Origin of the sequence: Sphaerobacter sp., assembly GCF_019683595.1 — a bacterium.
Classification (GTDB): domain Bacteria; phylum Chloroflexota; class Chloroflexia; order Thermomicrobiales; family Thermomicrobiaceae; genus Sphaerobacter.
The window spans coordinates 1-12,928 of the sequence record NZ_JADGHZ010000100.1; the positions used below are offsets into that span (position 1 = coordinate 1).

General features: G+C 69.4%; 11 protein-coding genes. 8 read left to right on the forward strand and 3 right to left on the reverse strand.

Annotated elements, in window-relative coordinates; genetic code table 11:
- Positions 1-1,021 precede the first annotated feature (1,021 nt).
- Positions 1,022-1,699 carry an HAD family hydrolase gene (locus tag IRZ30_RS11195; protein ID WP_294085184.1) on the forward strand — a complete coding sequence of 226 codons (678 nt, stop codon included), beginning with the start codon at positions 1,022-1,024 and terminating at the stop codon, positions 1,697-1,699.
- A 10-nt stretch (positions 1,700-1,709) separates the two neighbouring features.
- Here IRZ30_RS11195 and IRZ30_RS11200 read toward each other — a convergent pair whose 3' ends face one another.
- The 3 genes from IRZ30_RS11200 to IRZ30_RS11210 all read right to left on the reverse strand — a co-directional run bounded on the left by IRZ30_RS11200 (position 1,710) and on the right by IRZ30_RS11210 (position 4,662).
- A complete protein-coding gene (locus IRZ30_RS11200) occupies positions 1,710-2,351 on the reverse strand; it encodes a YIP1 family protein (RefSeq protein ID WP_294085185.1) in 642 nt (213 codons plus the stop codon).
- Positions 2,352-3,005: 654 nt separating this feature from the next.
- Positions 3,006-4,082 carry a metalloregulator ArsR/SmtB family transcription factor gene (locus IRZ30_RS11205; protein WP_294085187.1) on the reverse strand — a complete coding sequence of 359 codons (1,077 nt, stop codon included), beginning with the start codon at positions 4,080-4,082 and terminating at the stop codon, positions 3,006-3,008.
- A 208-nt stretch (positions 4,083-4,290) separates the two neighbouring features.
- The gene (locus tag IRZ30_RS11210; protein WP_294085189.1) at positions 4,291-4,662 is read right to left on the reverse strand and encodes a cupin domain-containing protein; all 372 of its coding nucleotides are present in this window, start codon (positions 4,660-4,662) and stop codon (positions 4,291-4,293) included.
- A 207-nt stretch (positions 4,663-4,869) separates the two neighbouring features.
- Here IRZ30_RS11210 and hemE point away from each other — a divergent pair, with 207 nt between their 5' ends.
- From hemE to IRZ30_RS11245, 7 genes are all read left to right on the forward strand, one after another.
- A complete protein-coding gene (gene hemE, locus IRZ30_RS11215) occupies positions 4,870-5,934 on the forward strand; it encodes a uroporphyrinogen decarboxylase (RefSeq protein WP_366945343.1) in 1,065 nt (354 codons plus the stop codon).
- A gap of 121 nt (positions 5,935-6,055) precedes the next feature.
- On the forward strand, positions 6,056-7,084 hold the full coding sequence (locus tag IRZ30_RS11220; protein ID WP_294085191.1) for an NAD-dependent epimerase/dehydratase family protein: 1,029 nt from the start codon (positions 6,056-6,058) through the stop codon (positions 7,082-7,084).
- A 53-nt stretch (positions 7,085-7,137) separates the two neighbouring features.
- The gene (gene hemH / locus IRZ30_RS11225) at positions 7,138-8,148 is read left to right on the forward strand and encodes a ferrochelatase (RefSeq protein WP_294085192.1); all 1,011 of its coding nucleotides are present in this window, start codon (positions 7,138-7,140) and stop codon (positions 8,146-8,148) included.
- 25 nt (positions 8,149-8,173) lie between these two features.
- Positions 8,174-9,607: a protoporphyrinogen oxidase gene (hemG, locus tag IRZ30_RS11230; protein ID WP_294085194.1), complete on the forward strand. Its 1,434-nt coding sequence runs from the start codon at positions 8,174-8,176 to the stop codon at positions 9,605-9,607.
- Positions 9,608-9,858: 251 nt separating this feature from the next.
- Positions 9,859-10,632: an IS630 family transposase gene (locus tag IRZ30_RS11235; RefSeq protein ID WP_294085196.1), complete on the forward strand. Its 774-nt coding sequence runs from the start codon at positions 9,859-9,861 to the stop codon at positions 10,630-10,632.
- Between the two features lie 335 nt (positions 10,633-10,967).
- Positions 10,968-11,585 (forward strand): sigma-70 family RNA polymerase sigma factor, encoded by a 618-nt coding sequence (locus IRZ30_RS11240; protein ID WP_294085197.1) that lies wholly within the window; start codon positions 10,968-10,970, stop codon positions 11,583-11,585.
- Positions 11,576-12,928: hypothetical protein (locus tag IRZ30_RS11245; protein ID WP_294085199.1), on the forward strand; the 1,353-nt coding region annotated here is incomplete at its 3' end. The genes IRZ30_RS11240 and IRZ30_RS11245, both read left to right, overlap by 10 nt.

Here is a 12,928-nt window from a genome sequence, read left to right on the forward strand (position 1 = left end):
ACGCGGGCGGGGGAGCCGCGGGGGCGCCCCGGGGGGGGGGGGGCCCCCCGCGGGCGCGGGCCCGGGGCTAACGCCGCCGGGCACGGGCCGACCGGCGGACACCGTGTCGGCAAGATCTGCACCTTGCTGCGTCCCAGCCCGCTTGAGCGGGCTTTCCTTGTCAGCCCGGCGGCTTTAGCCCCGGGCACGGGCCGGGTGGCGGACACCATATCACCCGGGACTGATCCCTGCTGCGTCCCAGCCCCTTCAGTGGGCTTCGCCGTGTCAGCCCGGCGGCTTTAGCCCCGGGCACGCGCCATGACGCGCGGATCCACAGGCCGCCCACTGCGGGACCGGAACACGGCACAGGGATCCGTGCACCACCCGTTTACGACATAGACAAAGGCGCGGGAACCCGCGCACCACCGGGCATGTTTCACCATCCCGCGCCGTACTAAAGCGGTGTATCTGACCGCCGGATATGGATATCAAATTCAGCCCACTGAAGCGGGCGTTTCTTGTCAGCCCGGGGTGCACCCCCGGGGAACGCGCAGCGATAGCCTGGTCGTGCGCTGGACGCCCCTCGCCGACGAGCCCGACCGGCGCGGAGCCGGAGGGCTGGGCGAGGGGATGTGGACGGCGATGTTACACCTGGAGGTCGGCGGATTCCGGTGGGGTGAGTTCCAGCGCCGGAGGGGCCTCCAGGGTCGCGTCGCCGTCGGCGGGTACGCGCGTAAGCCCGTCCAGCTCTTGGGAGGCGGGGTCAACCCCGAGCGGCGCGTCCGTCCGCCGCTGCGGGTGGGGCAACTGCTCACGATGCCGGCGCAGAAGCCGGCGCGAGCGTCTCCTCGACGATGCTAATGAGAACGCGAGAGGCTTAGGCATTGATGCACACTCCTGGGTTATGGTCGCAGAATAATTGGGTACGCACCTGGGAGGGTGCGTGGCACGATGGCGTTCTCTTGCCCGGTGGGCGCTCGGGCATTAAGTTAATCGCAGAATCGGTGCCTTGATGTCAAGTTCCGTGGCGAGGGGGTTGGCGGTGACGACGGCGGGTGCGGACGGCCGAGCCGTCCTGTTCGACTGGGACGATACGCTCTGCGGCGCGGTACCGCACCGCTACGAAACCATTGCCCGCGTGTTGGAGCGCCTGGGGGAGCGGCGCACGATCCTCGAGGTGCACGACGCCTGGGTTCGTGCCGACGACCCGGTGGTGGACCGGATGGCCAACGGCTTTTGGCTACGACTCCAGCGCGAGCTCGGCCTGACGGGGCGCGACGATGCCGTCGAGGCACTCATCGAGGCCTTCGCCGAACGCGAGCGCGAGCGGCGGTTCGAGATCTACACCGACGTCCACGCCGCGCTCGATCACCTCGACGCCGCGGGCTGGCGCGTCGGGGTCGTCTCGAACAACGTCGAGGCACCGGAGCGCATCCGCGAGGTCGGCCTGGACGGGCGCTTCGCCGCAGTCGTGACGCCGCGGGATGTCGGCGGCCGGGGTAAGCCCGACCCGGTCATCTTCCACGCCGCGCTCAGCCGCCTGCGCGTCGCGCCTTGGAACTGCCTCTACGTAGGCGACACCTACGCGGTCGATGCGGTTGGCGCACGGGCCGCCGGGCTCCGCCCGCTGCTGATCGACCGGCTCGGCATCGGCGCCCCGGGCGACTGCGACGTGCTCGCCACGCTGGCGGAGCTGCCACGCTGGCTGCCGACCGGCTGATCCGGCCGCGCTAGCCGTAGTTGAAGACGAGCAGCGCCACCGCCGCCAGCACCTGCATCACCCCGAACACCGTCACGAGTAGCGCGATCGGCGAGACAACCGCGGTCGCCGCGCGCCGAGCCGGCAGCCGGTGCACCACGCGCACCCCGGCCACACCAATGGCCGTGGCGTGGATGAGGCAGAGCACGCCGATGTGGGGCACCCAGGCACCGAGCGCGGCCACCGCCGAGTAGCAAACCACGCGGAAGGTCGCGCCGAACCCGGCCGTTCCCGCGGGCGCGACGGTGCGGACCATGTAGTGCCCGGCACCCGCCACGAGGGCCAGGAGCAGCGCCCCGGCGAGCGGAGCCACCAGCACCGACAGCAGCAGGCCCACCGGCGTCTGGCTATCCGGCGACGGTTCCATCCCGCCTACCAGCACAAACTGGTGGAAGGGCCAGGGGATCGGCACACCCCGCACCCCCTCCATGCGTAGCACCTCGCCCAGGAAGGTCGCCGTCTCGATACAGGCCAGACCGGTGACCAGCGGCCCGAGCAGGCTGCCGCGTGCAGGCTCGTCCTGGAAGAACGCGGACGGACGGAACAGCAGGCGCAGCAGAGCCACCGGCAGGAGGTCCACTGCCGGCCGGCGCGTGGATTGTTCGACGCGCATGAGGAAACCGCTCCCCTTCCCTTTCCCCGTTCGCGGCTGCCGTGTCCCCGGCGGCAGCCGGTTCACGCCGGGGTAGACCCGGCGAGGGAGAGCGCCGTGGGCGAGCGCCCAAGCGTGCGCCGCGTGTCCCCGAGCGGCGCCGGCACCATCCCCGGCGCCAAGTGTAGAAAAACTGGTAAGGAAAAAGCAAAGTAGTAACGACTCGCGCGTCTTGCGGCGGGAGGTGTTGGGGAATGCGGGGAAGCGACGGGGGTCCACGCGGTGCGGGCCGGTCCCGAAGCCGAGAGCCTGCACAGGTGGGGGCGGGTGTGGCGTGGCGTCGTGGTCCATTAAATGTGACAAGGGGCGTGCTCACTGTGTGGCAAGCACGCCCCTTATCGCCAGTCAGGTCAACCGTGAGAGAGAGGAGAGTCCTGGCTCGGTCGTGGCCGAGGCGACCAAGCCGTTTCGAGGGAATCAGAGGAAGCGAGCCCCCGAGGGGGCTGCGCGTCAAGAGGAAATCAAGGGGGGTTGTGTGAAGCCTGGCATACGCCCGAGGGCGCTGCCCAGCGGCCTCACAACCGGCCTTGACGCGGTTGACCCTCGCTCCTCACGCGCTATCGCGTGGTCGGAGTTAGTTTGTTAATGTCGATCACCCGGCAAGCGGTGTGATCGTCATCCGATCTGCTCAAGTTCTTCGGCAATCTGCCGAAGACGTTGAGCGTTGATCGCGTAGTATTTCATGCCGTTGGTCGGCCGTACGGTGACGATCTCCGCGGCTTCCAGCATGGCCAGGTGTCGCGATACCGCGGACTGGCTGATTCCAAGCCGACCAACGATCTCCTGCGCGTACAACTCCCCGCCCTGCAGCATCTCGATGATGCGGAGGCGCGTGCCGTCGGCCAATGCCCGGAGCCCGGGGAGCAGGTCCGCCGAGAGCTTTGATCCCCGCGCCGGCTGTGTTGCGGCGCTGGTCCGCTGGCAGTTGAAGTAGAGGATCAACTCCGGCGGATAGAGGATGAACTGCGCGAAGTTCCCCAGATGGTACGACGGGCAGATGGTCACGCGCTCAACGTGCGGCAGGGCGAGCTGTACTTCTTCGGGCAGCCGGTGGCCGCTCAGTTCTTCGAAGGCGACCGCCACACTCGGGTAGGTCGTCGAGCGGGCCTGCCGCAGTGCCCGGCGCATTTCTGGCAACGTGCGATGATATTCATCACGATAGCAGTCATGCCAGAAACGCTCGATCAGGGAAATTGTACGCGCTTTGAGTTGTTCAGGTGCCAGAACCAGGTCGACGACCTCGTCAAGGTCGGCACGTGTGATACCTGGTTCAAGAAATGCCCTCCAGGCCGTGCGGTCCGCCGTGTCCGGAGGTGCTACCGTAACTCCACGATCGCGATACACCCTAAGCAATGACTGTGCCATCATCGAATGGTATGCCCAGGGCGGCAGACTCCGCAGATGCGCGATATACGCGTCGAAGTCGGCATCCAGGTGCTCCGGCGTGAACGGGTCGAAGGACATCAAGAGTTCTTCGACGTAGTACAGCAGCCGACCTGAACTCCCCAGCACGGTGTCCAGATCGTGCCGGGCTTCCGGATCCAGTCGCTCTCGCGCTTCGACGAGCCAGCGGTCAAACCGCCGCGGGTCGGTCGCCCGAAAAACCAGCGATAGCGCCGATGTCAGATCGAGCGGCACGGACACCGCGAATTCCAGCTTGAGCGCCGGCCGGCCCAGAATGAGTTCCCCCATGTGTTTCCCGGCTCGACTTGTTCGCTCCGCTGGAGCCTGCCCTTATCGCGGCATGAGCATATCACGTTATCACCAGGGTGTCAACAGCCGCCGGTCATGGGTCATGCGTCATGCGTCAACCGTCATACGTCACCCGTAGTACGTATCGCGTATCGCTCCCCTCTCCCACCAGGGGAGAGGGCCCGGGGGTGAGGGGGAGCAACACGCATCACGCATCCCCGGCCATCCGGGCGTAGTCCTCGCGCGGCGGGCTGAAGATGTCCAGCACAAGACACCCGTCCTCGAAGGTGCGGGCCCGGTGCCGTACCCCGCCCGGGATGGTGTAGGCCATCCCCGGCCGCAACACCCGCGTCTCCTCGCCGATGGTGAGCTCCAGCGTCCCCTCCAGCATCACCCCGGCCTGCTCGTGCGGGTGCTCGTGTGCCGGCATCTCCGTGTTCGGCTCGATCCGCACCCAGTTGAGCATCAGGTTCTTGCCCGTAATTGCCTGCATGGCAAACCCGGGCAGCGGAGAGAAGGACCGCACCTCCGTCAGGTCATAGAAGGCCGGGGCGAACTCGCGCTGCTGGCCCGTGCTCATCGGTCGTCCTCCCTTGACTATGCGTGCCCTCCGCGCGGCGTGTGGCGGCAACAATCGGCCGGACTCGCCCCGCCGAACCACGCACGTTCTGTAACGCTCGAGCACCGATGAGTATAACGTCCGAGCCCCGCGTTGGACGCGCCGAGCGGTCGGAGACCAGGTGGTAGAATCCGGTCCGGCAGGGGTTGCGCCCGCAACTCCACCGCGATGGAGCAGGAGGAGCCTGTGGCCGACGGGAACACGGCCGCCGACCGTTTTTTGCGTGCCTGCCGGCGCGAGCCGGTGGATCGGACGCCGGTCTGGTTCATGCGGCAGGCCGGACGTTATATGGCTGAATACCGCGCCATCCGTGCCCGCCATACCTTACTTGAGATCTGTGCCCAACCCGACCTCGCCGCCGAGGTGACGCTCCAGCCGATCGACCGGCTCGGGGTGGACGCCGCCATCCTGTTTGCCGACATCCTCCTCCCGCTGGTGCCGATGGGCGTTGATCTGGAGTTCGCCGCCGGGGAGGGACCGGTGATCCACAACCCGGTGCGCGAGGCTGCCGACGTCGCCCGGCTGGTCGTGCGCGACCCGGAGGAGGCCACGCCGGCCGTGCTGGAGGCGGTCCGGCTGATCCGGCGGGAGTTGGATGGGCGGGTGCCGCTGATCGGCTTCGCCGGAGGCCCCTTCACCGTCGCCAGCTACCTGATCGAGGGGGGCAGTTCCCGCCACTACCGCCGCACCAAGGAGATGATGTACCGCGCGCCCGAGGTGTGGGACGCGCTGATGGCGAAGCTGGCCGATATGACGGCCCGCTACCTGGCCGGGCAGATCCGCGCCGGAGCGCAGGCCGTGCAACTCTTCGACTCGTGGGTCGGCGCGCTCAGCCCGCTCGACTACGAGCGCCGGGTGCTCCCCTACGTGCGCCGCATCGTCGCCCATGTGGCGCCGCTCGGTGTCCCGGTAATTGTCTTCGGCACCGGCACCGCCGGGCTGCTGCCGTTGATGGCGACCACCGGCGCCGACGTGGTCGGCATCGACTGGCGCATCGCGCTCGACGACGGCTGGGCACGCGTCGGGCACGACCGGGCGGTACAGGGGAACCTCGACCCGCTGGTGCTCTTCGCGCCGCGGGAGGAGATCGAGCGCCACGTCCGGGACATCCTGGCCCGCGCCGGGGGACGTCCCGGCCACATTTTCAACCTGGGCCACGGCATCCTGCCCGAAACGCCGGTCGACAACGTCCGCTACGTGGTCGAGCTGGTGCACGAGCTAACGGGAACGTAGGACGTGGTGCGTGTTCCGTGTTCCGTCCTACTCCCCTCTCCCCTTGTGGGAGAGGGGCCGGGGGTGAGGGGAACGATGACGGAACACGGAACACGCACCACGCAACACGTAAGGGGAACGCATGCGCATTCTGGTCATCGGTGGGACCCGCTTTATCGGACCGTACGTCGTTCAGCACCTGGTCGAGCACGGCCATGAGGTGACGGTGTACCACCGGGGGCAGACCCAGGCGCAGCTCCCTCCCCAGGTGCAGCACCTCTACGGCGACCGGTATGACCTCCCCGCCCGCCGGGACGAGATCGCGCGCCTGGCTCCCGATGCGGCGATCGACATGTTCGCCTTCACCGAGGCCGACGCCCGCGCCACCATGGACGGGCTGACCGGGATCGCCGGGCGCCTGACCGTCATTAGCAGCGCCGATGTGTACGCCGCGTTCGGCCGCCTGATCGGGATCGAGTCAGGGCCGCCCGAGCCGGGGCTGCTGACGGAGGAGTCGCCGCTGCGCCAGCGCATCTATCCCTACCGGGGCGACACGCCACGCGCGGCGGATGATCCCCACCGCTGGCGGGACGACTACGACAAGATCCTGGTGGAGCGCGTGGTCATGAGCGACCCGGATCTCCCCGGCACGGTGCTGCGCCTGCCGATCGTCTACGGCCCGGGTGATACCCAGCACCGCCTCTTCCCGTACCTCAAGCGGATGGACGACGGCCGGCGCGTCATCGTCCTCGATGAGATCGCTGCGCGCTGGCGCGGCGCCCGCGGCTACGTGGAGAACGTCGCCGCGGCCATCGCGCTGGCGGCGACCGACCCACGCGCCGCCGGGCGGGTCTACAACGTCGCCGAGCCGGAGCCGCTCAGCGAGGCGGACTGGGTGCGCGCCATCGGACGAGCCGCCGGCTGGGACGGCGAGGTCGTGACGGTCCCGCCCGAGCGGCTACGCGGCGTGGCAACCATCCCCGGAGATCTGACCCACGACCTGGCGATGGACACGACGCGCATCCGCCAGGAACTCGGCTACGTCGAGCCGGTCCCACAGGAGGAGGCGCTGCGCCGCACGGTCGCCTGGGAGCGGGCAAACCCGCCGGCCGAATACGACCCGGCGCGCTTCGACTACGACGCGGAGGATGCGGCCCTCGCGGCGAGCTGAGCCACACGGGCTGCGTGAGCGTTATCGCTTTGGAGACGACGGAGACACCTCGAATGGACGAGTCGCAGCGGATGGATCAATCGGGGCAGGGCGCGGTGGAGGTCGGGCCGCGCATCGGTGTGCTGATGATGGCCTACGGTGGCCCCAACTCGCTCGAGGACATCCCCGCCTACCTTCTGGACGTGCGCGGCGGGCGTCCCTACTCGGACGAGTTGCTGGCGGAGTTGACCGAGCGCTATCGCGCCATCGGCGGGCGCTCGCAGATCGTGGAGTTGACCCAGGCCCAGGCCGCCGGTGTGGAGCGGGAACTGAACGACGCAGCGGCCGCGGCGGCCGGGATGCGGTTCCGCACCTACGTCGGCATGCGCCACTGGCATCCCTATATCCGCGAAGTGGTGCCGGACATCCTGGCCGACGGCGTCGACACGCTGGTCGCGATCGTCATGGCTCCCCACTATTCCCGCATGAGTGTCGGCGCCTACCTGGAGCAGTTGGACAAGGCGCTGCAGGAGAACAACGCCAGCGTGCCGGTCCTGTCGATCGAGAGCTGGAAGACGCAGCCCGCCTTCATCGCGGCCGTCACCGGGCGCATCCGGGACGCACTCGAGCGCTTCCCCGAGGAGGAGCGGGACGACGTCGCCCTGGTCTTCACCGCGCACAGCCTGCCGGAGCGCATCCTCCAGTGGGGCGACCCCTATCCGGAAGAGCTCCGCATCTCGGTGGAGACCGTGGTCGCCGAGGTGCGGCCGCGTCGCTGGCGCTTCGCGTATCAGAGCGCCGGGGCGACGGCCGATCCCTGGCTCGGCCCGGCGCTGGAGGAGACGCTGGAGGCGCTGGCGGGCGAGGGGGTCCGGAACGTCCTCGTCGTGCCGATAGGCTTCGTCTGCGACCATGTCGAGGTGCTCTACGATATCGACATCGAGGCGCGGGAGCTGGCCAAGAACCTGGGGATGCGTCTGGAGCGGACCGCGTCGCTGAACGACCACCCCTTGCTCTGCCGGGCGGTGGCCGACGCAGTGCGCGAGCGGCTCGGCCAGCAGGTGAAGGCCGCAGCAACGGAGTAGCGAGCGTAGCGAAGGGGGCGGGCGGATGACAGCCGGTCGCGTCGCGATCATCGGCGGCGGCATCGCGGGGCTGGCCGCGGCCTACCGGCTGCGGCAGGCCGACGGCGGGCTGGCCCTGACGCTGGTCGAGGCCGACACTCGACTGGGCGGCAAAATCCGCACCGAGCGGATGGAGGGCCTGGTGATCGAGGCCGGACCGGACTCCTTCCTCGCCAGCAAGCCGGCCGCAGCCGCCCTCTGCGAGGTGCTCGGCCTCGGCGACCGCATCGTCAGCACCACCCGCGAGAGCGGCGGGACCACCATCCTCCACCGCGGACGGCTGGAGCCGCTGCCGGAGGGGATCACCATGCTGGTGCCGACGAAGGTCCGGCCTCTCCTGCGCTCGCGCCTCCTCTCGACACGCGGCAAGCTGCGCATGGCGACCGAGTACTTCCGCCGACCGCGGCTCGACGACGGGGACGAGTCGATCGCCAGTTTCGTCCGCCGCCGCTTCGGCGAAGAGGTCTACGCTCACATGGCCCAGCCGCTCCTCTCCGGCATCTACTCCGGGGATGCCGAGCAGTTGAGCCTGCTCGCGACCTTCCCGCGCCTGCGCGAGACCGAACTGCGCTACGGCAGCCTGATCCGCGGCATGCTGGCGCAGCGGCGCGCGGCTCCGCCGCCCCCGCCCGCTGGGAGCCAGCCCCGCGGCGCGTTCCTGTCCCTCCGCGGTGGGCTGGGCGAGTTGATCGACGCCCTGGTTGACTCCCTCGACGGGATCGACTGGCGGGTCGGCGTGGCGGCTGTGGCCGTGGAGCCGGTCGACGGCGGCTGGATCGTCCACCTGGCGGACGGCTCGGCCATCGCGGCCGACGCCGTCCTGCTGGCGACCCCGGCCTGGGCTACCGCCGACCTGGTCGCCGGGATCGATGAGGAACTCGCCGAGCTGCTCCGCGGCATCCCCTATGTCTCCACCGCGACCATCTCGCTCGCCTACCGCCGCGAGGACGTGGGGCAGGTCGGAGTCGGCCGCGGCTTCGTGATACCGCGCATCGAGGGGCGGGAGTTGACCGCCGTCACCTGGGCATCGAGCAAGTTCCCGCACCGCGCGCCGGAGGATCTCGTCCTGCTGCGCGCCTTCGTCGGCAGCGCCGGGCGCGAGGAGGCGGTCGATCTATCGGACGACCAGTTGCTGGATCTGGTGCGGCGGGAACTGCGCGAGATCCTGGGTCTGGAGGCGACCCCGGTGCTGACGTACATCCACCGCTGGCACCGCGCCATGCCGCAGTACATCCTCGGCCACCTGGAGCGGGTGGAAGCCATCGACCGGCGGCTGGAGCAGCACCCCGGCCTCCTGCTCCTCGGCGCCGCCTACCGCGGTGTCGGCATCCCCGACTGCATCGTCTCCGGCGAGCGGGCCGCCGCCCGGGCGCTGGCCTACCTCGCCGGCGCGGCGGAGCCCTCACGCCAGCCCCAATAGCCGGCCGGGAGAATTCCCATTGGCAACCGGCGATCGCCAGCCCGGTAGGAACGCCCTCACCCCCGGCCCCTCTCCCACCATGGAGTTTGACGAATGAGATGGGTGTAGGTGGTCGGCCCGTGCCCAGGGGTGGGTGATGTGAGGATCCCGCACCGCGGCATGTGCCCGGGGCTAGAGCCGTCGGGCTCACAACGAAAGCCGGCTGGTGATCTTTCACGGGCCATACTGGGGATGCTGGGGGACGGACGCGAATGGAGCCACCAAATGCGCCCACACACGCTGGAGCTGACCCCCGCCCCTACCTGCGCGAGCGCGCCAGCGCCATGCTGCAGATCGCCGATGGGCGGTCGGCCCGCCAGATGGCGCGCCACGGGTTGTACAAACCGCGCAAGCCGGAGACGGTCTGCCGCTGGCTGGCCGCCATCGACGCGGCGCTGGCCCTGACGCGGGCTCAGCCGGAGGTGGTCAGCCTGGTGTATGCCGATGCGTTCATCCTCACGCGGCAACCGACGCTGGCGGCGGTGTGGGCGGCGCAGGGCACCGAGCCGGTAGCGCGCCTGTCGCAGCGCCGCAACACCCGCTGGCGCATCAGCGGGGCGCTGGATGCGGTCACGGGGCGGGTGACCACGCATGCGGCGGCGCGCATGGGGGTGGCGGAGCTGGGGCGGTTTCTACGGCGGCTGCGGGCCACCTACCCCGACCGGCGGCTCATCCTGGTCTGGGACACCTGGCCGGTGCACCGGCACCCGGCGGTGCTGGCGGTAGCGACCGAGTTGGGCATCGAGCTCTTGTGGCTCCCGACCGATGCCCCCTGGACCAACCCGATCGAGAAGCTCTGGCGCTGGGTCAAGCAAGCCATGCTGCACCACCATCGCCAGGCAGATCAGTGGGAGGCACTCAAGGACCAGGTGGCGGCCTTCCTCGACCAGTTTGCGGATGGCTCCGTGGCCCTGCTGCGCGACGTCGGCCTGCTACCGGAGCTGGACGGGGCGGTGAACGCAGTTCATGGTCCGACGACGTTGTGAGAGATCATCAGCCGGCTTGGCCTTGTCAGCCCGGCTGCTTTAGCCCGGGCATGGACCAACCGCGTGCGTCTGTGTAACTCGTCAAACCTCATCACCCTCGGGCGCGAGCCATGGCACGGGGATCCTGCTACCGCCCGTCCCGGACACCAACCATGGCACGGAGCCCGCGCACCACCCGGCCGAGCGCGTGCCGCTACCCGGCGCTCCGTCACGCACCGCGCCCGCCTGCGTTTCCTCAGGACACGACCGCGGTCCATCCCTCGTGATACGGTCATCTCCTGCCCGTAACACTCTGTCGATCTTCTCCGTTCACAGATCGAGCGGATCGTGCGCGATTGCTCTGGAGCAGAGAGTTGAACATCCTGCGCGGTCACTCAGGCGACGGTGTGGCGCCGCGGGAGGCGGCGGCCGAGGAGGAGGCGCTAGTGGAGCGAGCGCGGCGTGACCCGCGCGCATTCGCCCCGCTCTACGTGCGCTATGCCGATCCGGTCTACCGGTTCTGCTACCGCCGTCTGGGCGAACCGGAGGCCGCCGAGGACGCCACAAGCCAGGTCTTTCTCAAGGCGCTCGCAGCACTACCTGAGTATCGAAGCGGGTCGTTCCGCGCGTGGCTCTTCACCATCGCCCGCAACGTCGTCATCGACCTCTACCGCGAACGACGGATCGAGCGCCTGCCGGAGACAGCCCCGGACCCGATCGACCCCGGCCCGACGCCGGAGGAGGTCATGCTGCGCGCGGAATCGCACCTCGGGGTGCAAGCGCTGCTCGCGGCGCTCTCGCCGGAGCAACGGGAAGTCGTCGAACTACGACTGGCGGGGCTGAACGGGGCGGAGATCGCGCAGGTGCTCGGGCGCAGCCACGGCAGCGTGCGGGCGCTCCAGTACCGCGCCGCGCAGCGGTTGCGGGATGTCCTTGCCCACGGCACGCAGCGCGGAGGCGCACAATGCGACTGAACCGCGATGAGCTCGAACGCGAGACGCTGGACGCACTCGACCGCTACTGGGACGCGGTGGCCGCTGGTGAGCGCGTCGTCGACGGCTCGCTAGACCCGGCGATCGCAGCAGCCGTGCGCACGGTGCACGACCGCGACGATACCCCGGCGCCCAACCCCGCGTTCCTGGCACGGCTCGGACGTCAGTTGGAGGCGGAGGCTGGGGCGCGGATTGGCCGATCCGACGCACCGCTGCCGAGCGCGGATGGGCCGGGAGGCCACGACCTGCTGCCGGAACACCCCGCAGCGACCGACCGGGCAGAGACGCCCCGGCGTAGCTGGCGCCGCTGGGTGCGCGAGAGCGCGGGGATGGCGGCCGCGGCCGTGGTCCTCGTCGCCGTGGCCGGGCTGCTGGTCGCAGTGCTCCAGGGGCGGGGCACCGAGCCGGGTGAGGCATCGACCCTGGTGGCGACCTCGTCCGACTTCACGATCAGCCTCAGTTCCCAGGGCCGCGACGGCGATCGGTTGCTGCTTGCACTCATGATCGAGCCGACCGACCCCGAGGCGATGCCGGACCTGAAGTCGCTGGGCGAGTTCGTCGGCTGGCGGTCCGAGAGCGACGGCCACCTCGACGGGTTGGCAGACCCGCTGGGGAAGCCGAAGTGGGTCGTCCCTGTGGCAGAGTCCACCCGAGAAGGCGGCAGGTGGGACACGATCGTCACCGGGTACAGCGTCGGGCTGTCCCTCCGGATGCTGCGTGAGCCGGACCAACCGGTGAGCATCACCATCACCCGTCTCGTGTTCCGCCAACCGGACGGCACGGAGCGGGAGTTCCCCGGCGAATGGCGCTTCACTTTCGTCCCGGCCGACATTGCCGAGGAGGTCCACCTGCCCGGTCTGGAAGCGATCGAACCGGTGCTGGCGACCCTGCGCGAGGCCGGACTGGTATTCGACATTGAGCAGACGTTCGAGATCGGCGGCGACGCACCGATGCGCTCCGGGACGATCACGCTCCACTGGCTAGCTGTGGACCGGGACGCGACCTACCTCGGGTTCACCGCCGACCCGCCGGAGCTTGCCGAGATCACCCTGTTGGACGAGCGCGGGCTCCCGGTCGGCCTCCTATCCGACGGGATGATGGCTGCATACCTTGACATGGACGCAGACGGTCGACTGCCGGGCACACGGTGGGAGTCGTTCGCCGGGCTCGACCCCGCCACTCGCGAGGTCCGCATTGTGATGCAGCCCAACATTGACCCGAATATGGTCGCCCCGGGGACGGCGTCCCGCGTGCCGGTGACGCCCGCGATGACCTCGATCACCGTCGATCTCTCGCCGCTCGCGGACCTGCCGGAACCTCGGCCA